This window comes from Pelosinus propionicus DSM 13327 (assembly GCF_900114615.1).
In the GTDB taxonomy this organism is placed as follows: domain Bacteria; phylum Bacillota; class Negativicutes; order DSM-13327; family DSM-13327; genus Pelosinus; species Pelosinus propionicus.
Genome location: NZ_FOTS01000013.1, coordinates 74,599 through 96,461, shown reverse-complemented (window position 1 = coordinate 96,461; position 21,863 = coordinate 74,599). Strand labels below are relative to the sequence as shown.

The window sequence follows — 21,863 nt, the reverse complement described above, 5'->3', positions numbered from 1 at the left end:
CCATCCTACTTCGTTGTCGTCGCCCCGCAGGTCGAAAAAATTCTCACTAAAGTATCTATCGTTTTAACGCAGATGAGGTACTAGGTTCTGTGGTTCGCTAGGCTGTTCAGATACCATTGATAGGTATTGGCTATACCATCTTCTAATTTTATTTTTGACTGCCAGCCAAGGTCTGTGATCTTCGCTATATCCAGTAATTTACGAGGGGTTCCATCCGGCATGGCGCAGTTATAGAGAATCTCTCCTGAATATCCTATAACTCCTCCAACCAATGCAGCTAGTTCTTGTATCGAAATATCTTTGCCAACTCCAACATTGATTGGTTGATTACCTTCATAGATATCCATTAGAAATAAGCAGGCATCCGCCAGATCATCTACATGCAAAAATTCCCGCCGTGGCTTGCCAGTACCCCATATTTCAACATTTGGCAAATGATTGATTTTTGCTTCATGAAATTTTCGTATCAGAGCAGGCAGAACATGAGATGATGTTAAATCAAAATTATCATTAGGGCCATATAAATTGGTCGGCATGATCGATATAAATTTTGTCCCATATTGGCTATTATACGCTTGACACATCTGTATCCCCGTAATTTTAGCAACTGCATAAGCAGCATTTGTAGGCTCTAATTCACCAGTCAACAAATACTCTTCTTTTATTGGCTGAAGGGCTAATTTAGGATAAATACAAGAGCTTCCTAAAAACAGTAATTTCTTCACATTGTACTTGTAGGCAGCATGAATTAGGTTTGATTGCATCATAACATTTTCATATATAAATTTAGCAGGATAGGTTTGGTTCTCAAGTATTCCTCCTACCTTTGCAGCTGCCAGAAATACATATTCAGGCTTTTTTTCTGCAAAGAATTTCATGACTTCAGCCTGATTACACAAATCTAACTCTTGCCTGGTACGACATATAATTTCGGTATCAAAATCGCGGGTCAGTTTACGCAAAATAGCAGAACCTACTAACCCTCGATGTCCAGCGATATACACTTTGGCATGCTGATCCATAATCCGCCTCCATCATTGATATCCTACGGAACCCCTTTTCTACCCTTTACCACTCCGTATACTTTCGGCACTATATCCATGCTCTGTACATAATAATTCACGTTCAACCAGTTTAATATCCTGACATACCATTTGTTCGACCATTTCATTTAAGCTAACTTCCGGCTGCCATTTGAGCTTTTCTCTTGCTTTTGTCGCATCACCAAGCAGAAGATCCACCTCTGTTGGCCGAAAATAGCGTGCATCTACTTCGATTATAGTTTGACCGGTAGCACGATTGATCCCCTTTTCTGCAACTCCTGTTCCTTGCCACTCAATACTTGTTCCAATATTATGAAAAGCTAATTCTACAAATTCACGTACAGAATGGGTTTCGCCTGTAGCAATGATATAATCCTCCGGTTTTTCTTGCTGCAGCATAAGCCACATAGCCTTTACATAATCACCAGCAAATCCCCAATCTCTTTTTGCATCTAAGTTTCCTAAATATAAAATATTGCCTACTCCCAGTTTATGATGGGCTACCGCTCTCGTAATTTTGCGAGTAACAAACGTCTCACCACGGATTGGTGATTCATGATTAAATAAAATTCCATTACAAGCAAACATGTTATACGCTTCTCGATAATTAACAACAATCCAATAAGCATATAATTTAGCTGCAGCATAAGGACTACGGGGATAAAAAGGAGTCGTTTCTTTCTGAGGGGTTTCTTGAACTTTTCCAAACAATTCACTAGTAGCCGCTTGATAAAACTTAACTTTGTCCGTCATGTTTAATATGCGTAATGCTTCTAATAATCTTAAGGTTCCTAAGGCATCTGCATTTGCAGTATATTCCGGCGTATCAAATGAGACCTGCACATGACTTTGTGCTGCTAAATTATATATTTCATCGGGCTGTACTTCCTGTATAATCCGAATTAAATTTGTAGCATCTGTCATATCACCGTGGTGCAAAAAGAATTTAACTTGTTGTTCGTGAAAATCCTGATAGAGATGATTAATTCGTGCCGTATTAATTAAAGAGCTACGCCTTTTTATACCATGAACAATATAGCCTTTCTTTAGTAGAAATTCAGCCAGATAGGCACCATCTTGACCTGTTATTCCTGTAATCAATGCAACTTTCTCCATCACATCTTATCCTCTCCGCTGTCTTCGTTTTTTCTTTCTATTCATATCTTCTTTAAACTCTACTATCTGCAGCATATCGATTTGATTTGCTTCCAATAAATTACCTTCACAAGGCTCAGCCTCTAATACCATAGGTCTTACTTCTTTTATCTGATATACTTTTTGTAAATGCTCTACTTCATCTTTTACAATTGCAATTTCTTTAAGGAAAAAATCTTCTTGTTTCTGATTGCTAATGCCGTTTGTATTTATTTCTTCGAGTACGGTTTGTATGTGCTGCATGCAATTTATCAGCTGTATTTGGCATTGTTCAATCTTTTCATTCCATTCCTTAGCTAAAGCTAAATCCTGTTCTTTATGATACTCCTGATACTGGTGCATCTCATTTAATTGTTCTTTAAGCAAAGATATTTCCTTATGTATTAAGTGATCTCGATTCTGCAGCTGCTCTGCAATCAATTGAAAATACGTAGTAAATTCCCCGATTATACTTTGGCGCATCTCCCACATCTCGGCTAACATTTTACTTTCATGCTCTACAAGCCTTTTTTGCCACTCTGTCTCAGAAAGACGCAGTGCTTTTTCTTGATTGACTTGTGCTTGAATAAAAACAGCAAATTCATTTCTGAATAAGGCAATTTGCTGATTCATCATTTTCTCCATAGCAGTAATCTGATCTAAAACGGTTGTACATACAGGAGGATTTTCTCCAGTACTACTAACAGTCTCTACATCGGCAGCGGGCTGACTCTCGGCGGGAGTACTTTCCCAGATATCCATTTGCCCTCTACGTAGAGCCCATTTAAGCTGCTGTATATCGAACGAGTGCATAGGCTCACCATTAGCCAAAATCACAAATATCAACTCCTTTGTACTTAATTGATGACCAGCAAACTTTGCATCTAGCAATAAGGTGTTGCCAAATATGTATTATAATATATGTAATCATCATAACTTTGGTGAGAGCCTATAAAAAAGAAAAAGCCTAAAAATCAGTAGATACTGATTTTTAGGCTTTTTGGTACTTCAAACTATATGGTTATTCTCTTATTTGTCCATTACCAGAAATGATATATTTACTGCTAGTAAGTTCTGGTAAGCCCATAGGGCCGCGGGCGTGCAGTTTTTGTGTGCTAATGCCAATTTCAGCGCCAAAGCCAAACTCAAATCCATCCGTGAAACGAGTTGAAGCATTTACATATACAGCTGCTGCATCCACTTCATGCTGAAAGCGTTTAGCGTTTTCAGGGTTTTTGGTAACAATGGCTTCTGAATGACGAGTACTGTATTGATCAATATGTTCGATCGCCTCATCGAGATTCTTAACTACCTTTATAGATAAGATGAAGTCAGAGTATTCAGTAGCCCAATCCTCACCAATAGCCGGCTTTACTCTTTGATGAAACTGAATTGTTAGGGGGCATCCTCTTAATTCCACACCAGCTTGCTGATATTTTTCAAGCATTTCCGGCAAAAACTGTTGTGCTATTTTCTCATGCACTAGTAGTGTTTCCATGGAATTGCATACCCCTGGGCGAGAAACCTTAGCATTAAATGCAATAGCCGCCGCCATCTTCAGATCCGCAGATTCATCAACAAAAGTATGGCAGATACCAGTACCTGTTTCAATTACAGGTACTGTGCTATTTTCCACCACCGTTTTAATGAGCCCTGCACCACCACGAGGGATAATGACATCCAGGTATTGATTCAGCTTTAACATTTCATTTACAGCTTGCCGATCTGTAGTTTCAACTAACTGAAGAGATCCTGTTGGAATTCCAGCCTTATAAGCGGCTTGCGCAATGATTTGAATAATAGCTTGATTTGAATGAATCGCTTCTGATCCGCCACGTAAAATCACCGCATTTCCTGTTTTTAAACAAAGTCCTGCCGCATCCACAGTAACATTTGGACGAGCTTCATAGATAATTCCTATTACGCCTAATGGTACACGAACTTTGCTAATTTCTAGCCCATTAGGGCGTTTATCTTTACTTAGTAATTCACCAATCGGATCGGGTAATGTAGTAACCTTCCGCAAGCCATCTGCCATGGCTTCAATTCTACTTTTAGTTAAAAGTAAACGATCAAGCAAGGCCTGAGATAAGCCTTTGGTTCTGCCGTTTTCTATATCTATGGCATTCGCGGTTAAAATAGCAGGATATTCTTTTTCTAATGCCTCTGCCATTTTTTCAAGTGCTTGATTTTTAGTTAGAGTGGATAGCGTTGCAAGCTTTCTTGCTGCTTGCTTCCCATTCTTACCTTTCATTTGCAGTTCTGTAAGATGATCCATATACCTCTCTCCTTTACACTAATAATACCATATTGTCCCGATGAATAATTTCATCGTAGGGCTTTGCCCCTAATATCGCACTAATTTCATTGGTATGAAGTCCCATAATCTTTTTAGTTTCCGTACCGCTATAATTGGCTATTCCTCTGGCAATTTCTCTGCCTTCAGAAGCAACAACGCTAATTGTATTGCCATGTTCAAATTCTCCTGTGACTGCAGTGATACCTGCCGCCAGCAGACTAGAACCTCCGGATAATAGAGCCTGCTCACAGCCTTTATCCACAGTGAGCACTCCTTGAATACGTGCACCAAAGGCTAACCACTTTTTTCGTACATGCAAACGATTTTCTTTAGAAAGAAAGAGGGTTCCCACATTTTCCCCACCTAGTACCTGGCGCAGAATGCCCTCTTGCAATCCTGATGCAATAATCATCGTAACTCCAGAATTAACAGCTATTTTTCCGGCTTGGATTTTGGTATACATACCGCCAGTTCCTCGCAGAGTCCCTGCACCACCAGCTAAGGCTTCAATCTCTGGAGTAATATCTGAAATTTCACTAATAAGCTTTGCGTCTAGATTGATTTGAGGATTATCCGTAAATACACCTTCGATATCCGACAAGATTATCAGTACATCAGCATCCACTATACTAGCCACCATGGCTGACAGTGTATCATTATCGCCAATTTTTAATTCATCAATAGCTACAACATCATTTTCATTAATTACTGGAATAACTCCCATTTTTAAAAGAGTTAATAGGGTATTGCGAGAATTAGTATACCGAGTCCGCTTTACTGAATCTTCACGAGTTAGAAGTACTTGCGCTACTACCTGCCCATACTCACCAAATAATTTATCATAGGTATGCATGAGTCTGCCTTGACCAACGGCTGCAGCAGCCTGTTTTTCAGGAATCGTTTTCGGCCGCTCTGCGAGACCTAAAACATCCATACCAGCACCAACTGCTCCTGAAGAAACTAGAATAATTTCTTTTCCCTGATTAGCAAGATCTGCTAACTCTCTAACTAATTTTTCAATTCGCCACAAGTTTAATTTACCAGTACTATGTGTTAACGTACTGGTTCCAACTTTAACCACTACTCGCTTAGCTCTTGTCAAATTTTCTCTGGTAAACATGCCGCTCCCACCCGTATCTAAAATTTGAACCACTAAGGCATAAAAGAATCTTCTCTTGTGCCTTTGTGGTTACGTTTTTCTTAACTAGGTAATTCTATTTTATGATTTTTTTCTGGATTGCGATTTCGTTTATATAAAAGACCATTGCGCCCTATAACCTGTACTAATTGAGCATCTGCTGCCTCAGCCAATTGTGTAATTACTTCTTTTGGAGCATCACTGCAATTTTGAAGCACACGCACTTTAATTAACTCGCGTGCAATTAAAGCATCTTTCGTACTATCTAGCAAACTACCTGACAATCCTGTTTTACCAATCTGCACTACAGGATCCATAGTACTTCCTAATGAACGCAAATAGCGTTTTTGCTTACCTGTTAATGTTGTAATTTCTTCCACTTATTGTTCCCCTTTATGTTCTAAATTCGAATTCCATTTCACCAATCCGTACCGTATTACCTTCCTGAACACCTTTCTCTTTAAGAGCACTTTCAATACCAATACGTTTAAAGAGCTGCTGAAAGCGTCGTACACCTTCATCATTATCAAAATTAGTCATCGCTACTAATCTTTCAATTCCTCTGCCACGAATTAGAAATGCCCCATCTCCATCACGACCGATGGTAAAGTCTTCTTCTTGTTTTGCTTCATATATAATTGTATCTTCTGCTTCTTCTGGAACTTCTACGTGCTCTAGTAATAATTTCGCAGTCTGCTGCATAAGTTCCGGTAGGCCTTCTCCTGTAGCTGCTGAAACAGGATACAGTTCATGCCCTAGTTTTTTCATATACTCAGCCACTCTTGGATAGTTCTCTTTGGCTTCTGCCAGATCCATTTTATTAGCAACGATCAGCTGCGGACGAGTAGCTAATTTCTCATTGTACAGTTTTAACTCATTATTTATCTTATTGTAATCATCTATGGGATCGCGACCTTCCAAGCCAGACACGTCCAGCACATGAAGAATAACCTTGGTGCGTTCAATATGACGAAGAAAATCATGTCCCAGACCAATACCTTCATTGGCTCCCTCAATTAAACCGGGAATATCAGCCAGTACAAAGCTATGACCTTCATCAAGACTTACCACACCAAGAACTGGCGTTAAGGTTGTGAAATGATATGCTGCTACCTCAGGCTTAGCAGCAGATACGACAGATATAATGCTGGATTTTCCTACGCTAGGATATCCTACTAATCCAACATCTGCTAACAATTTAAGCTCTAACTGTAAGAAACGTTCCGCGCCAGGTGCACCATTTTCAGAAAAAGTAGGTGCTCGGTTAACACTATTAACAAATCTAGCATTCCCTCGACCACCGCGACCGCCTTTTACAATAACAGCCTGCTGACCTACTTTCGTCAAATCGGCTACTACTTCTCCTGTATCAGCATCTTTTACCAATGTACCAGGTGGTACTTTGATATAGGTATGCTCTGCATGCTGCCCATGCATATTTTTTGTTTGACCGCTGACACCATTATTGGCAACAAATTTACGTTTATAACGAAAATCAATCAGGGTGTTGGTATTGGCATCAACGATTAATATAACGTCTCCCCCTCGCCCACCATCCCCACCGCTTGGACCGCCTTTTGGAACAAACTTCTCCCGGCGCCAGCTAGACATACCATTACCGCCATTACCAGATACAACATGAATTCTTGCTCTATCAATAAACATTTTTTAAAACCCCTTTAGGTATCAACCTATCTATGTATTCATCATTAGAGTTGCTTTCAAAAACTGTAATTTTGAAAGCAACTCCTTCATAAGGCTGCATGCTTTTTCGTCATGCCCTACTATCTGTAATATATGTCAATATGCAATAAATTACACTCCAACTCTATTCTTTAGAGGCAAAGATTTAGAAGCATTAATTAAGAAGAAAATCCTCCTCATTAAAAAAGCTTTACCAACTCAAAAATAGAATGCTAGCATTTTGGCAGAACTTGTCTACTTCAAAAAAGTGGTTGTAACCATCACGAAGGGTCAGCTTTATGCAGGTAAGCACAACGTTCTTCATAAGCTTTTACGGCATCAGATACTAAAGCAGGATCTTTTGCCAACTCTTCAATATATAAAAGAGCTTTTTCCCTACGGCCCATCTGCAGCATGGCATGAATAACTTGCAAATGGTTTACAAAATCATGCCGTTGCTTTCTCAATAAAGTAACAATTTCTTCACACACTTCATGATTTTCCATTTTCAATCATCCCTTCTATTGTAAGCCCCATCTTAAACTATTTTATACTATTATACAACAATCCAGTGTGGTTTTATAGATTTTTTTGTCTGCTGTACATACGACAACTACTTTGAAGTAGACAACTTCAAAAAAAATAATACCTGCGGCTTTAAGATAGCCGCAGGTGTAATGATTAGATAGCTTCTTCTGTAGGATATACGCTTACTTGACGATCGTTACGGCCTTTGCGTTCAAAAGCCACACGTCCAGCAATTTTAGCATATAAGGTATCATCTTTACCAATGCCAACATTTTGACCAGTATGGAAATGAGTACCTCTCTGGCGAACCAAAATGCTGCCAGCAGTCACAACTTCACCAGCGTGACGTTTAACGCCAAGACGCTTGGATTCACTGTCACGACCGTTACGAGTACTACCTACACCCTTTTTATGAGCAAATAGCTGTAAATTAAAATTAAACATTTGTACTTCACCTCCTGTGTTCAGAGATACGGACACTTTGCGGATTTGCCTTTGCAATCTCGGTTAAACCAATTAGCATCGTTTCCAACACAGCATTCGTTAATCGATCCGGATTATCTAATAAACACATCTTTAAATTACCACTGGCAATATCCAGATGTATTCTGGCTCCTAAGTGACGATCCAAGCCCAGCACAGCAGTCTGCGTCAAAGCTGATACTCCAGCACATACAATATCCTGCCCATGAGGACCTTGATTTGCATGTCCAGTAACATGAAACTCAACGATACCTTGTTCTGGGTTTCGAATAATCTTAATCTTGATCATTCTTATGCTTCAATCTTCTCGATCACAACTTTAGTGAACGGTTGACGATGACCTTGACGTCTGCGGTAATTCGATTTTGCTTTATATTTAAAAACAAAGATCTTCTTTTCCTTACCTTGAGAAAGAACCTTACCAGTTACTTTAGCACCTGCTACTAGAGGTTGACCAATCACTACATTACCTTCTGTTACGACAGTAAGTACACGATCAAATTCTACTGCTTCGCCTTCTGCAGCTTCAACTTTCTCAATGAAAACAACTTCACCTTCAGAAACGCGATATTGTTTACCACCAGTTTGAATAATTGCGTACATTATATTACACCTCCCTCGTTCTAGTACTCGCCGAATGTGGTATCACTTGAGATTGCTGAAAAAACATCATCTGCGTCGTTGCTTCCTGCGAATCTTCGTTCAACGTACAATATGTACGCCTTCACTCAGCTTCTCGTCGCGCCTAGCACCTGACGCTTTTTGAGCAATCTCAAAGTAAGTTTATGGAACCTCTCCGTGCGGTTTGGGACACACATAAGCATAATCGCCTACATTGAATGATAATAGCATATGCAATGGGCTTTGTCAATTATTTTCCTAATCAATCACTTTCATGTAAAATGGAAAACATTTCAGGATTCATTTCAGACAATGCTTCTACACGTAATGAACAAGCCAGTTCATGCTCCAAACGGGTTAACTCCCCCTGACTTTTAATCATTTCCGCAACAAGAGGATGTACTTGTATGACAAGGCGTCCCTGCCGCCTAGGCTGGCTCATGATATAGCGCATCTTGCGCCAGATGTTAATTATTACTGTTTCAGGAGACTGTACCCTGCCACGTCCTTCGCAGCATGGGCATTCATTATAAAGCATCCCTTCAACATTTTGCCGAACTTTTTTTCGTGTAATCTCTACTAAGCCCAAGCCAGTAAAACCGAGTATATTTGTTTTTGTACGGTCATTTTTAAATTCTTCTGCGAGTGCAGCTAATACTGCCTGTTTCTGTTCTTCTTTATCCATATCAATAAAATCAATAATAATAATGCCGCCAATATCTCGCAAACGTATTTGTCTAACAATTTCGCTTGCTGCTTCTAAATTAGTTCGAAAAACAGTATCGGATAAATTAGTAGATCCGACAAACTTTCCTGTGTTTACGTCAATAACCGTTAATGCTTCTGTTTTATCAATTACAATATATCCGCCGCATGCAAGCCAAATGGAACGCTGACCAATTTTCTGTAATTCTTCATCAACCCCAAAATGAGTAAAAATATCTTCTTTCCCTTGATAGAGGGTAACTCTGCTCACCAATTCAGGTGACATATAATTAAGCAAGTCACAAACTCGTCCATACGCATCTTGATTATCTAAAATAAAGGTTTCTACATCATCTGCTAAGTAATCACGTACGATACGAATTACCAAATCCACATCACGATACAGCAAGATCGGCGCAGCAGCTCTTTTACTCCTAGCAACGAGTGCTTTCCATAGGTTATAAAGATACTCAAGATCTTTTTGCAGATCCTCTTCACTTTTACCTTCAGACATGGTACGAACAATAACCCCCATACCTTCCGGCCGCACTTTCTCGATAATTTTTTTTAGCCGCATCCGTTCCTCTTCATTCCCTATGCGTCTTGAGGTTGCAATATAATCTACTGTAGGCATTAATACGACATATCGTCCTGGCAGGGTTAAATGTGTAGTCGCCCGAGGTCCTTTGGTGCCAATTGCATCTTTCACAATCTGAACCATAAGATCTTTACCTACTGTTAAGGCAGTATCAGCAAGTGCCTGAGCAGCTCCTTGCGGCAATGCATCGCCGATATATAGAAAAGCATTTTTATCTTTTCCAATATCAATAAATGCCGCTTGCATACCAGGCAATACATTCTTTGTTTTTCCTTTATATATATTGCCAACACTGTGACCACTTTTAGTTCGTTCTATAGTAACTTCAATCAATTTTTTATCTTCTAAAATTGCCATTCTTGTTTCTTCGGGTGTCATATTTACCACAATTGTTTTTCCCATTTTATTCCCTCCTTTCTTCGCTTTCTATAACATCTTAAACCCTCTCTGATTTCAAAAAAATTATTATGCTTACTGCTCTCTCTCTACTACAGCTCTACAGGCGATACCTGTCTACCTGCATTACTAATATATAGTCCAGTACGATGAATCAATAGATTATCAATGTCTATAGGTAAATCAAACATTGCCACCAAGGCTCCTAATACTTCTCCTGGCTTAATGCTGCCTGTCGGAGTAATGCGTATCTCCAATATAAGGCGCACGGCCTTTTCCAGGACTGTTATAGCAATGGGTTTTGCCATATATTGCTTTATTTCCATTTCTTTTTTGCCTTTAGGAGACTCTCTGGTATATAAAACAGATTCAGCATTATTGAACCATCGGATACTATCTTCGATAATCCCAATATCTTCTGCTAACAACGGTACTGTTATTTCATAAGTAGCTAGGTTGACAATAGCCATCAATGCAGAAACATTTCCTTGCATATAGGCTGCACCTTTTATACGAATCCCCATGGGCAATACAGCCTTGAGACGCTCTACTGCCTGATTTATATCAATCTCTTCCTTGCATTCAATATCAATATATTCAGCTTGACTTGTTACTCCTACAGCTAACGCAGAAGCAAAAGATAGTTTCATATGAGGATTAAATCCTTCCGAATAGGCCACAGGCAATTTGGCTCTTATAATCGCTCTTTCCATAGCACTGGCGTAATCCAGATGAGAAATATAACGTATTTCTTCCCCTTTTGTAATCTCTAAACGCAATTTTGCCATTATGCCCGACTCCCCCAATCTAGTACCTCAACACCTAGCCCTGGACATACACCACAAGCACTACAGTGTTCCCTTCTACAATCACAAGTTAATTCTTCTGTTACAGCCTGCTCATATTCGCGCTGCAAGAAGCTTTTTGACGCCCCTGAAGACAAATGATCCCATGGCATCACTTCATCGAAATCGCGATGACGGGTTGCATAAAAATAAGGATCAATTTCACAGGTGTTAAAAGCATCCATCCACACATCGTATTTAAAGTACTCTGACCACCCATCAAACCTAGCACCATTCTGCCAAGCTTTTAGCAGTACTTGTCCTAACCTTCTATCCCCACGGGCAAAGGCTCCTTCTAAGAAGCTGGTACGAGCATCATGCCAGTTAAAGGTGATATTTCTATCCCGAAGGCGCGCTTTTAATAGTTGCTGTTTACGTTCAAATTCACTAGCAAGATCTTGGCCGAACCACTGAAAAGGAGTATGGGGTTTGGGTACAAAACAAGACACACTAACAGTTACTTTTGCACCCTTGCGTCCTTTTATTTCTTTATATAGATCAAGTACCTTGTAAGCCAAATCTGCAATTCCCAACACATCCTCATCGGTTTCCGTCGGTAATCCCATCATGAAATATAATTTTACGGTGGACCACCCCGCCTGGAAAGCAGCACTCACAGCATCCTCTAGATTTTTTTGCGTTACCCCTTTATTAATCACATCCCGCATACGCTGAGATCCTGCTTCGGGAGCAAAAGTCAGGCCACTTTTCCGAACCTGCTGCACTTTTTGTGCAAGGTCAATGGAAAAGCTATCAATCCTAAGAGATGGCAAAGATACACTTACGCCCTGCTCTTTCAGCTCTCCCATTAAAGAGTCAACAAGATCAGGCAAACAAGAATAGTCTGCTGAACTGAGGGAAGTAAGTGATATTTCATTATATCCTGTACTGTCTACCATTTCTTTAGCCATTTTCAAGAGTAATTCTGGACGACGTTCTCGTACTGGACGATACAGTACTCCGGCTTGACAAAAACGGCACCCTCTGGTACAGCCACGGAACAATTCCAACATAATGCGATCATGAACAATATCCAAAAATGGTACAATAGGTCTTGTAGCATATTCAACCGTATTCAGATCTTTTACTACCCTCTTGGTCACAACCAAAGGTGCTTCTGGACAATTAGGCAGCACTTTAGCGACTGTACCATCTTCATGATATGTTACATCATAAAGTGATGGTACATAAACTCCACCAATCTGAGCTAAGCTCCTCAGAATTCCTGATCTACCATTTATTTTGCCGGCTTTTTTCCAGGAAGAAACTGCCGCAATAATGTCTTCCATTACTTCTTCACCTTCTCCTAAGACAAGACAGTCAAAGAAGTCTGCAACAGGTTCTGCATTAAAGGTGCAAGGTCCGCCCCCAATAATAATTGGCATGTGTTCATCCCGTTCTGCTGTAAACAAAGGAATCCCTGCTAAATCCAACATGTTTAGTACATTGCTGTAACTCATTTCATATTGCAGGGAAAAACCAACTATATCAAATTCTTTAACTGGTTTTAAACTTTCTAAGGTATAAAGAGGAATGTTACGTTCCCGCATCTCAGCTTCCATATCAACCCAAGGTGCATATACTCGTTCTGCAGCAGTATCCACTCTATTATTCAGTATTTGATACAAGATTTTCAATCCCAGATTTGACATGCCGACTTCATATACATCCGGTAATGATAAAGCCACGGTGACTGCAACCTTATCATGATCTTTCTTTATACTATTCCATTCATTCCCTGTGTATCGGGCAGGTTTTATGACCCGATTTAACATGGCAGGATCTAAATTTATCATAAGTAATATTAACCTCCAACTTTTGCTTCAAAAATTATTAATAGAATTAAGTAATGAACATTGTTTATTTTACTCAATTATATATATACTGCCCAAAAATATCCAAGGTTTAGTCAGATATCCTACCTTACGTTCTACATAATAAGAAAAAATCCTGCCAAAAATGCTAACTTTGCGAATAATCTTATAGATGTATTTATTCAGTGCAGAAACTTTATGAATCAATCAGCTCACCAATACTAGCATGAAGACCATTTTTTGGCAACCCTTCCCATACCTCTGTCTCCGTTAAAGTACCGCAGACTCTGCAATCATCATTTACCACTAACATCACATAATACTGATCGGGACGAAATAAACGAACAACATCCTTTAGCAATGCACCTTCCATAACTGTAATATGCGCTGTTGGCATTGTTCTTCTTGAGCGTAGTAAGGTTTTCTTTTGAGCCATGATGCGCAATGTACGAAATCCGGCGACTTTTAGTTCACTCTTTGCGGTGGTATATAAAAAAATAGCTGCAACTAAAAAAGAAAGATTAACTGTACTCCCCTTCACATATTGAAAAATCATAACACTTATCAATGTAATACTTACACATTTACTAATGCCAGCAGTAATAGTCGTAGCCTTTCCATAATCTACATATAAAGCCAGCCATGCTCTAAAAATACGCCCACCATCAAGGGGTAAGCCTGGTATCATATTAAAAATTGCCAGCATGATATTCGCTTTTAAAAAGAAATCCCATAGCTCAGTCCACAAATCAAGATACAACATACTACTATAAACAATAGCCGCCAAAACCACACTTGCTGCTGGTCCGGCGGCGGCTATTACTATCTCACTTTTTGAACTGGCAGCCCCCAGCCCTTCGATTCGTGCAACACCACCAAAGGGCAGCAATTCAACTTCACGCACCGAAAATCCTAAAGCCATAGCAGCGCCTGCGTGTGCTAATTCATGCCAAAGTACTGCACTAAATACCAGAAGTACTTTCACCATCATGCCAGCTAAAGAGAAGAATAAGATCATTGCGATAAACCAATAACTCACGATCAAGTCTATCCCTGCTACATTAGCAACCCGCAATCAACTCACTTCTCCTCTCTCTTTGGAAGCTCTCCCTTTAACCGCGTAGTTGGATCAATGGCTTTGCCATTTTCCCGCACCTCAAAATAAAGCAAAGGTCCTGTTACCATACCGCTTTTTCCTACTTTAGCAATAATCTGTCCTTGGCTAATTTCATCCCCTTGCTGTACAATCACTTCGCCTAAATGGCCATATAGCGTTTCAATTTCCTGACTATGTTCGATGATTACTACCTTTCCCAACTGAGCACTATCCGTAATCATTTTTACCTTACCAGGGGCAGCAGCCTGCACACTCGTCCCTAAAGCAGCTTCCATCTCGATTCCTTCATGCATTCTTTCTTGCTTTAACACAGGGTGGACACCCCATCCAAAAGGAACTATAACTTTTCCTGGAACGGGCGTATGCATATACAATAAAGGATCTGCAGGTTTGGATATTGTTGTCTGAACTCTTTTTAGCAATGATAGATCTAAATTTTCCGGAGCCACACTAATGATTTTTTCTACTACATAATTCACATCTGTTTGCGCAGTCAAGGTATAACGAACTCCATCATCCATGATCTTCCCTATGGCTGTTTCTGATATATGAGCACAATATACAATGGCAAACAAAACGCCTGCTATAATTGTCTTTTTAAGCCAACTATAGTTCCTCTCTTCCTCGGGATACTGCCAGGAATAATCTACTTCCCTTGTTTCGCCCCAACGATTCTTTCTTAACTTATTCCATAGCTTTGCCATATAGTTCCCCCCACACCAGCACCTATTACTATAGAATATATATGAGAACCAGAATGCAATATATGCTTAGAATTTCAAAGAGGACGCACCCCCAAGGGCACATCCTCTTACCTTTATATTAGCATATATACATTTCTGACAGGTTGGTAACTGCATTCCTTAAAACATAATTTTTTGTCTACGCATATAGATATTTAATAAAATACCAACACTAATCATATTCGTAGTAAGAGCACTAACACCATAACTCATCAAAGGCAAGGGAATACCTGTAACTGGCATAATACCAGCAGTCATGCCCACATTCACTAATACATGAAAAGTCAACATCGAGGTAATACCTGTCGCTAGTAAAGTCCCAAAATTATCCTTTGCTTCCCCAGCGATTTTTACTCCCCGATATAAGAGAATAAAATACAACAATAAAATCAGAACGGCTCCAATAAATCCGAGTTCTTCACCAACCACAGCAAAAATAAAATCTGTATGATTTTCTGGTAAAAAATTTAACTGACTTTGCGTGCCGCCAAAAAGTCCTTTACCAAATAGCATCCCTGAGCCAATAGCAATCTTAGATTGTATAATATGATAACCAGATCCCAGCGGGTCCACATTAGGGTCAATAAATACAGACAATCGCATTTTTTGGTAATCCTTTAAAAAATGCCAAAAGATAGGCATGAAAGCAGCACCAGCACCAAAAATTGCCATAAGATGTTTACTTTTTATTCCTCCAATAAAGAGCATGCCAAATAAAATCGCCAAAAATACAAGAGATGTTCCAAGATCAGGCTGCTTCAATATCAACAAAAAAGGTACACCAACATATAAAAAAATGGGTATTAGATCTTTAAATGAATTGAGTTTTCCGTTTTTTTTATCTAACATATCTGCCAATGCAATGATCATAATTAACTTGGAGAACTCTGAAGGCTGTAAGCTAATAGGACCTATTTGTATCCATCGCTGTGCGCCAAGAGCTGATTGACCTATAAACATAACAGCTAATAACATGACTAAATTTATACCATACAACCCATTAGCAAATTTGCTTAGTACTTTGTAGTCAAAATTCAAGAGAATTATTATGAAAATGACATTAAACAAGGCAAACATTCCTTGACGCTCAACATACCAATATCGCTCTTCACCAGGTGTATTGATATGAGTAGCGCTTCCAATTATTACTAAACTTATCAATATCAGTATCACCGTTACGGTAATTGTAACAAAATCTAAATTTCGTAATAGACGCCGATTTAACATACCTTACACATACCTTCCATATCAAGTCATTTCTATATTATAATATCATTTCCCAATTTCGTCCACTTAAAAGGCGCAGTATGTTATACTGCGCCTGATGGTAATTTTTATCCAGTGATAAAACTACTCTCATTCAATAGAAAATAAATGATTACCAGTCTACTTACCTCTTAGACATAGCGCCTCTTTTCATACTGGTAACAGGAATATTCGCAACGAGAGTGACAGATGATTCGGTATGAGTCAAATTCACTTCCATACACTTTTCATTGATATCCATGTAATTCGAGATCGCTTTAAACATGTCATCTTTTAATGTTTCCATCAATTGGGGAGAAACATTAACTCTATCATGAACCAGTACCAATCGTAACCTCTCTTTGGCAATATCTTTCGATGAGTTAGAATCTTTGCCAAAAAGTTTTTGAATCAATTCAAGCATTTTTATTCCTCCCTTAAAGATTAAATATTTTTTTCAGTTTATTAAAAAAGCTAGTGTTATCTTCAATGACCATTAATGGTATATTTTCACCCATTAAACGCCTAACAATATTCTTATAAGCTGTACTTGCCTGGGAAATAGGATTGACAACCGCCGGCTCTCCTCGATTAGTTGAAACGACAATATAATCATCCTCTGGTATAATGCCCAACAAATCAATGGCTAAAATCTCAATAATATCATCGATATTCATCATGTCACCTTTTTTAACCATACGAGGACGAATTCGATTTACAATCAGCTTAGGGTTATGTTTCCCCTCTGACTCTAATAATCCAATGATACGATCAGCATCACGCACTGCTGATACCTCAGGTGTAGTCACAATAATTGCTCGATCAGCTCCAGCTATGGCATTCTTGAATCCCTGTTCAATACCTGCCGGACAGTCAATAATCACAAAATCAAAATCTTGTTTTAATTCATCACACAGTTGTTTCATTTGTTCTGGAGTTACTGCATTTTTATCACGAGTTTGAGCTGCAGGTAAAAGATAAAGAGATTCATAGCGTTTATCTCGAATCAATGCTTGCTTTAACCGGCAATTTCCGTCTGTAACATCCACTAAATCATACACAATTCGATTTTCAAGTCCCATCACAACATCTAAATTTCGCAATCCAATATCTGCATCAACTAACACTACTTTCTTTCCCTGTAACGCAAAACCAGTACCCAGGTTGGCTGAAGTGGTAGTTTTTCCAACGCCGCCTTTACCCGATGTTATTACAATAACTTCCCCCATGTAGATCCTCCTATATATGGCAGACCGATGTCAAAGACTATCGTCTACTTTACTTATGCTTGTAATTCGCGCATCTCATCTTCTTGTATACTAACTGTTTTTATGATGACAATTCCATCTTCGATAAATGCTACTTCAGCTTGATCAGGCTGATCCAGATGATCCGGTGCCCTAGCAATGAGTCCAGCAATTCTAATTTGCGAAGCTAGCAAACGCTGGGCTTTAATCGTAGCCCTTATATCTCCATAAGCCCCCGCATGCACCACACCACGGCATGTACCATTTACAATAATATCTCCACCGGCTATTACTTCTGCACCAGGATTCACATCGCCATCGATCACTACGGTCCCCTGATGGATAATTTCCTGACCGCTGCGTATGGTTTTTGCAACGATTAGCGTTTCAATCTCTTTGGGCTCAGGCATCGCAATATCATCTGTACACTGCTCATTAACTTCACGAAAGACCAATCCATAACTTGCCAGCAGCTTACTTAATTCCTCCTGTTCCTGACAAGAAAGATTACGCACTTTGGCTGGCAGCTCTACTGTCGTCCCTCGAGAGAAGAAATCAACTGCCGATTCTAGTTTAGCTGCTAAATTTTCTATAAGTATTTCAAAATCTACGGTTGCATCAAGTACTAATTGTAAGCCATTTCTGCTGCCCTTAAATACTACATATTCTCGCATGTCCATCTCCCAAGTCTTCTTATAGGTTACATATATCTGCCACTTAGAATTCGCGCTTTTCGCCAATAATCCTGCCAAATTTAACAAGTTAATTTTTAAATCTAAAATACGGGACAAACCGACTACCACTGATCAAAAAAAAGGCTGTCTTGCTGCGATTTATTTAACTCGCAGAAGGACAGCTCTTTTTAACATATCACGTTTTTCCTAGAGTGCGGTTTGAGGTTTATGAGTCTGTTGTGCTGCGGCAGGAGCTTGATTCAGGTTAAAAGCAGCCTCCATAATTTTTCTGGCAATTGGTGCAGCAGATCCTGCACCAAATCCCCCTTGTTCTACAATCACTACAACTACAATTCGAGGATCTTCGTAAGGGCCATAAGCAATAAACCACCCATGATCACTTCCGTGAGGATTTTCTGCTGTGCCCGTTTTACCAGCAATGGCTATAGGGAAATCACGAAATGCTTGCGCAGCCGTGCCCCCTTCAAGGGCAACGTCTCGAAGTGACTCTCGAATAAGGGTGAGGGTTCTATCTGATACTTGTATTCGTCCTACTTCCTCTGGAGCAAAGGTCTTGATAACTTCCCCCTTATCAGAACTAATCTGACTGACTAAATAAGGACGATAGCGGTAACCACCGTTAGCAATTTCACTCATCAAAACAGCGACCTGCAAGGGAGTTGTTAGTTGAAAGCCTTGACCAATCGCTGCATCAAAGGTTTCTGATAGATACCATTCTTCACCATATACCTTCTCTTTATAGCGTTGATTAGCAACCAGTCCTTCTGATTCTCCTGGCAAATTAATACCTGTTGTGACTCCTAAACCAAACATACGTGCATATTTTTCTAAATTATCAATTCCTAAACGGTTACCCATTTCATAAAAATAAACATTATCAGACTTAGTGAGTGCCTCCTTGAAATTAATCCATCCCAAGGCTTCTCCTTCAGAATTTCCTTTCGGAATAATCCAATGCTTCCCAGTATCTAAGATTTTTTCTTCAGGAGTTACCTTACCAAGTTCTAAAGCAGCGGCACCTGTTACCAATTTAAACGTAGATCCCGGTGGATATTCTCCTGAAATAGCTTTATTATTCATAGGATTGTTAGGATTCTCATTTAGTGCCTTCCAATCTTTACTCGAAATTCCACCTGAAAATAAATTAGGATTAAAAGTAGGTCTACTAACCATTGCCAGGATTTCTCCTGTCTTAGGGTTCATCGCAATAGCAGCAGCTGCTTTTGCATTCCGAAACTCACTCTTTGTCTGCAAATATGTAAGTTGTTCGTCAATTGCTGTTTCAGCTGCTTTTTGTATTTTATAATCAATCGTTAGTGTTAAGTTTTTCCCTGGCACAGTTTCCTTTCGCCCTAATACATTGACAGGACGACCAGTTACATCTACTTCAACCTGATTTCCTCCATCTATCCCACGTAATTCACGGTCATATACTTTTTCTAAACCAAATTTACCAATAATATCGCCGCTCTTATACTCATTGGATTTTGCTTTTGCCTTTTCCAATTCTACATCATTGATTTCACTGACATAGCCAAATAAGTGAGCAGCAAGCTCGTTATTAATATAATTCCGAATCGGCTGAATTTCAATTACTACTCCTGGCAATTCTGCACGACGTTCCTCAATCTTTGTTACAATATCTGGACCAATATCTGATTTAATGCGAATCGGCTCAAATCTACCGCTATGTTGACTTAGTTTCTTTTTGATTTCATCAGGAGCTATATTTAAAATACTGGCCACTTTAAGAATAATCTCATCAGGAACGGGTCCGGAAATCGGAAGTAATGATACTGCAAAACCAGGGCGATTCGAAACAAGAGGTATACCATTTCGATCATAAAACATGCCGCGAGGAGCCATTATGGGAGCAAGTCTGATGCGATTGCCATCTGCTTTTTCTCCATAATATTTTCCTTGGACAACTTGCAAATATCCTAAACGACTAACCAACGCTACAAATACTAAAATAATAATAATTGCCAGTACATCCAGCCTGTAATTTGATCGTTTTACCAGCACGATAACATCCTCCTTTCTCCTAATGTTTTTAAACTTAAAATAGGACTTGGCTAGTGCCAAGTCCTTAGATACAGACGAAAGCCATAGACCTTATATTTCTTGCTTTATTCTGCAGTAAATTGAATCAACCGATATACAACATGATGTATGGGAACTGCCACAATTAAATTATAGCAAACAAGAGGCATTATATTCTGTGTTAGAGCGGCAATCAGGTCAACCTTATAATCAAAGATCACTAAGAATAGCAACCCAGCCACCCCATTAAATATAGTTGCAACTAACGTTGCTAAAATTGGCAACAGTACATGTTCCTTAAAAACTTTGCGTTCTGCCAATCCAAAGATATAGCCCGTTGATAATTTGGACAACGTTCCAATCCCAAAAATACCACCAGATGCCAAGTCTTGTAATAATCCGGCAAAAAAACCCATGCCTACCCCACTTTCTTTTCCTGACAACAGGGCATAGGACACCACAATTATCAAAAGCACATCAGGATAAATACCCCGAACTGAAATAAGAGGTATTAACGTAGACTGTATAATAATCGTTATTAAAATCACGCCACCCCATATTAATATATTCATGGTTTTACTCCCTGAGCTGGCACAGGTATTTTCCCTGCAGCATCCGGAGATACAATTGGAGTTGTCGGAGGCAAAGTAGGAATAGGCTCACGTGAACGTACGATAATAGAGACCTCTTCTAGTCTATCAAAATCTACCGCAGGATTCAAGACAGCATATTTTAACAAGCCACCTTCTTCATTAACCAAATCAACTACTTCACCAATTAATAACCCTTTAGGGTAAATACCTCCAAATCCTGATGTAATAAGCTTATCTCCCTTTATCACATCAGCATCACGAGCAATATTTACCATTCTTGGTGTCAAGGGAGTAGAGCTATACCCTTCTACAATAGCTGCAACTCGAGACTCTGGACGCTGTACCAATGCACCGACTGCACTTCGAGGGTCAAGAATCAGATTTACTTTAGACACATTTCCATATACGCTCACAACACTGCCAACGAGTCCCTGAGGAGTAACTACAGGCATATCTTTAGCTATACCATCGGCAGTTCCACGATTAATAATAATGGTACTTGTCCAGCTGCCAGGATCACGTCCAATAACTGCAGCTGTTACTAAATCAAATTGTGGTGCCCCTTTTTTATACTCTAACATATCTCGAAGACGCGCATTCTCTGCCATAATTTCAGTCACATTTAGATTACTTTGACGAAGATTTTCATTTTCTATTCGCAGCGCTTTGTTATCACGATAGACTGTCATCAATTCTCCAGTGGATAAACCAATATTACGTAAGGTAAAGCCAACATTGCTAACAACCGATTGAACTGGCGCCAACACAACAGTAATTGTTTTCTCCATAAAGGCAAACTTATATTTACCCTGGGCGAGAGAACTAGCCAGCCAAAGGACGAGTAACACAGCCACTACTAAAATGGCCATTTTTCTGTGAAACAAGCGCACTGG

Annotated in this window: 23 protein-coding genes; all 23 read right to left on the bottom strand. The window is 39.4% G+C overall.

The annotated features are described in order from the left end of the window. Nucleotides 1-80: 80 nt before the first annotated feature. The 23 genes from BMZ99_RS08990 to mreC all read right to left on the bottom strand — a co-directional run bounded on the left by BMZ99_RS08990 (nt 81) and on the right by mreC (nt 21,860). Nucleotides 81-1,022: a GDP-L-fucose synthase family protein gene (locus tag BMZ99_RS08990; RefSeq protein WP_090935575.1), complete on the bottom strand. Its 942-nt coding sequence runs from the start codon at nt 1,020-1,022 to the stop codon at nt 81-83. Between the two features lie 39 nt (nt 1,023-1,061). Beyond that, nucleotides 1,062-2,159 (bottom strand): GDP-mannose 4,6-dehydratase, encoded by a 1,098-nt coding sequence (gmd, locus tag BMZ99_RS08985; RefSeq protein ID WP_090935571.1) that lies wholly within the window; start codon nt 2,157-2,159, stop codon nt 1,062-1,064. Nucleotides 2,160-2,165: 6 nt separating this feature from the next. Continuing rightward, entirely contained in the window at nt 2,166-3,014 is an 849-nt protein-coding gene (locus BMZ99_RS08980) for a hypothetical protein (RefSeq protein ID WP_090935569.1), read from the bottom strand. Between the two features lie 184 nt (nt 3,015-3,198). Further along, nucleotides 3,199-4,455 (bottom strand): glutamate-5-semialdehyde dehydrogenase, encoded by a 1,257-nt coding sequence (locus tag BMZ99_RS08975; protein WP_090935566.1) that lies wholly within the window; start codon nt 4,453-4,455, stop codon nt 3,199-3,201. A gap of 13 nt (nt 4,456-4,468) precedes the next feature. Next, the gene (gene proB, locus BMZ99_RS08970; protein ID WP_090935563.1) at nt 4,469-5,596 is read right to left on the bottom strand and encodes a glutamate 5-kinase; all 1,128 of its coding nucleotides are present in this window, start codon (nt 5,594-5,596) and stop codon (nt 4,469-4,471) included. Nucleotides 5,597-5,676: 80 nt separating this feature from the next. Further along, on the bottom strand, nt 5,677-5,994 hold the full coding sequence (gene yhbY, locus BMZ99_RS08965; RefSeq protein WP_090935560.1) for a ribosome assembly RNA-binding protein YhbY: 318 nt from the start codon (nt 5,992-5,994) through the stop codon (nt 5,677-5,679). Between the two features lie 13 nt (nt 5,995-6,007). Beyond that, nucleotides 6,008-7,279 carry a GTPase ObgE gene (gene obgE, locus BMZ99_RS08960; RefSeq protein ID WP_090935558.1) on the bottom strand — a complete coding sequence of 424 codons (1,272 nt, stop codon included), beginning with the start codon at nt 7,277-7,279 and terminating at the stop codon, nt 6,008-6,010. A 299-nt stretch (nt 7,280-7,578) separates the two neighbouring features. After that, complete coding sequence (locus BMZ99_RS08955; protein ID WP_090935555.1) at nt 7,579-7,803, bottom strand: Spo0B domain-containing protein; 225 nt, start codon at nt 7,801-7,803, stop codon at nt 7,579-7,581. 175 nt (nt 7,804-7,978) lie between these two features. Further along, nucleotides 7,979-8,269, bottom strand: coding sequence for a 50S ribosomal protein L27 (rpmA, locus tag BMZ99_RS08950; RefSeq protein ID WP_007936222.1), 291 nt, complete (start codon nt 8,267-8,269; stop codon nt 7,979-7,981). 7 nt (nt 8,270-8,276) lie between these two features. Further along, entirely contained in the window at nt 8,277-8,597 is a 321-nt protein-coding gene (locus tag BMZ99_RS08945) for a ribosomal-processing cysteine protease Prp (protein ID WP_090935550.1), read from the bottom strand. A 2-nt stretch (nt 8,598-8,599) separates the two neighbouring features. Continuing rightward, entirely contained in the window at nt 8,600-8,911 is a 312-nt protein-coding gene (gene rplU, locus BMZ99_RS08940) for a 50S ribosomal protein L21 (RefSeq protein ID WP_007936218.1), read from the bottom strand. Between the two features lie 280 nt (nt 8,912-9,191). Further along, nucleotides 9,192-10,634, bottom strand: a complete 1,443-nt coding sequence (locus tag BMZ99_RS08935) for an Rne/Rng family ribonuclease (RefSeq protein WP_090935547.1) — start codon at nt 10,632-10,634, stop codon at nt 9,192-9,194. Between the two features lie 86 nt (nt 10,635-10,720). Continuing rightward, nucleotides 10,721-11,416 carry a TIGR03936 family radical SAM-associated protein gene (locus BMZ99_RS08930; RefSeq protein WP_090935543.1) on the bottom strand — a complete coding sequence of 232 codons (696 nt, stop codon included), beginning with the start codon at nt 11,414-11,416 and terminating at the stop codon, nt 10,721-10,723. Next, complete coding sequence (locus BMZ99_RS08925) at nt 11,416-13,269, bottom strand: TIGR03960 family B12-binding radical SAM protein (protein ID WP_090935540.1); 1,854 nt, start codon at nt 13,267-13,269, stop codon at nt 11,416-11,418. The genes BMZ99_RS08930 and BMZ99_RS08925 overlap by 1 nt, the downstream gene beginning before the upstream one ends. 214 nt (nt 13,270-13,483) lie before the next feature. Continuing rightward, complete coding sequence (locus BMZ99_RS08920) at nt 13,484-14,362, bottom strand: M50 family metallopeptidase (RefSeq protein WP_090935538.1); 879 nt, start codon at nt 14,360-14,362, stop codon at nt 13,484-13,486. A 5-nt stretch (nt 14,363-14,367) separates the two neighbouring features. After that, on the bottom strand, nt 14,368-15,108 hold the full coding sequence (locus BMZ99_RS08915; protein ID WP_090935535.1) for a M23 family metallopeptidase: 741 nt from the start codon (nt 15,106-15,108) through the stop codon (nt 14,368-14,370). A gap of 159 nt (nt 15,109-15,267) precedes the next feature. Further along, the gene (gene rodA, locus BMZ99_RS08910) at nt 15,268-16,374 is read right to left on the bottom strand and encodes a rod shape-determining protein RodA (RefSeq protein ID WP_090935532.1); all 1,107 of its coding nucleotides are present in this window, start codon (nt 16,372-16,374) and stop codon (nt 15,268-15,270) included. Nucleotides 16,375-16,537: 163 nt separating this feature from the next. Next, entirely contained in the window at nt 16,538-16,816 is a 279-nt protein-coding gene (gene minE / locus BMZ99_RS08905; RefSeq protein WP_007936208.1) for a cell division topological specificity factor MinE, read from the bottom strand. 13 nt (nt 16,817-16,829) lie between these two features. Continuing rightward, on the bottom strand, nt 16,830-17,621 hold the full coding sequence (minD, locus tag BMZ99_RS08900) for a septum site-determining protein MinD (protein WP_090935529.1): 792 nt from the start codon (nt 17,619-17,621) through the stop codon (nt 16,830-16,832). 53 nt (nt 17,622-17,674) lie between these two features. Then, entirely contained in the window at nt 17,675-18,430 is a 756-nt protein-coding gene (gene minC, locus BMZ99_RS08895) for a septum site-determining protein MinC (protein ID WP_245754889.1), read from the bottom strand. Nucleotides 18,431-18,520: 90 nt separating this feature from the next. Next, nucleotides 18,521-20,359 (bottom strand): penicillin-binding protein 2, encoded by a 1,839-nt coding sequence (mrdA, locus tag BMZ99_RS08890; RefSeq protein WP_090935526.1) that lies wholly within the window; start codon nt 20,357-20,359, stop codon nt 18,521-18,523. A gap of 104 nt (nt 20,360-20,463) precedes the next feature. Further along, nucleotides 20,464-20,949 (bottom strand): rod shape-determining protein MreD, encoded by a 486-nt coding sequence (gene mreD, locus BMZ99_RS08885; RefSeq protein ID WP_090935523.1) that lies wholly within the window; start codon nt 20,947-20,949, stop codon nt 20,464-20,466. Beyond that, entirely contained in the window at nt 20,946-21,860 is a 915-nt protein-coding gene (mreC, locus tag BMZ99_RS08880; protein WP_090935521.1) for a rod shape-determining protein MreC, read from the bottom strand. The genes mreD and mreC overlap by 4 nt, the downstream gene beginning before the upstream one ends. Between the last annotated feature and the right edge of the window lie 3 nt (nt 21,861-21,863).

Excerpts from the sequence above, each read along its gene's own strand:
- BMZ99_RS08930 (WP_090935543.1), bottom strand. The coding sequence starts at position 11,416 with ATGGCAAAATTGCGTTTAGAGATTACAAAAGGGGAAGAAATACGTTAT.
- gmd (WP_090935571.1), bottom strand. The coding sequence starts at position 2,159 with ATGGAGAAAGTTGCATTGATTACAGGAATAACAGGTCAAGATGGTGCC.
- rodA (WP_090935532.1), bottom strand. The coding sequence starts at position 16,374 with ATGTTAAATCGGCGTCTATTACGAAATTTAGATTTTGTTACAATTACC.
- BMZ99_RS08935 (WP_090935547.1), bottom strand. The coding sequence starts at position 10,634 with ATGGGAAAAACAATTGTGGTAAATATGACACCCGAAGAAACAAGAATG.
- BMZ99_RS08915 (WP_090935535.1), bottom strand. The coding sequence starts at position 15,108 with ATGGCAAAGCTATGGAATAAGTTAAGAAAGAATCGTTGGGGCGAAACA.
- proB (WP_090935563.1), bottom strand. The coding sequence starts at position 5,596 with ATGTTTACCAGAGAAAATTTGACAAGAGCTAAGCGAGTAGTGGTTAAA.
- minE (WP_007936208.1), bottom strand. The coding sequence starts at position 16,816 with ATGCTTGAATTGATTCAAAAACTTTTTGGCAAAGATTCTAACTCATCG.
- mreD (WP_090935523.1), bottom strand. The coding sequence starts at position 20,949 with ATGAATATATTAATATGGGGTGGCGTGATTTTAATAACGATTATTATA.
- obgE (WP_090935558.1), bottom strand. The coding sequence starts at position 7,279 with ATGTTTATTGATAGAGCAAGAATTCATGTTGTATCTGGTAATGGCGGT.
- BMZ99_RS08955 (WP_090935555.1), bottom strand. The coding sequence starts at position 7,803 with ATGGAAAATCATGAAGTGTGTGAAGAAATTGTTACTTTATTGAGAAAG.
- BMZ99_RS08925 (WP_090935540.1), bottom strand. The coding sequence starts at position 13,269 with ATGATAAATTTAGATCCTGCCATGTTAAATCGGGTCATAAAACCTGCC.
- rpmA (WP_007936222.1), bottom strand. The coding sequence starts at position 8,269 with ATGTTTAATTTTAATTTACAGCTATTTGCTCATAAAAAGGGTGTAGGT.
- rplU (WP_007936218.1), bottom strand. The coding sequence starts at position 8,911 with ATGTACGCAATTATTCAAACTGGTGGTAAACAATATCGCGTTTCTGAA.
- BMZ99_RS08975 (WP_090935566.1), bottom strand. The coding sequence starts at position 4,455 with ATGGATCATCTTACAGAACTGCAAATGAAAGGTAAGAATGGGAAGCAA.
- BMZ99_RS08945 (WP_090935550.1), bottom strand. The coding sequence starts at position 8,597 with ATGATCAAGATTAAGATTATTCGAAACCCAGAACAAGGTATCGTTGAG.
- BMZ99_RS08990 (WP_090935575.1), bottom strand. The coding sequence starts at position 1,022 with ATGGATCAGCATGCCAAAGTGTATATCGCTGGACATCGAGGGTTAGTA.
- minD (WP_090935529.1), bottom strand. The coding sequence starts at position 17,621 with ATGGGGGAAGTTATTGTAATAACATCGGGTAAAGGCGGCGTTGGAAAA.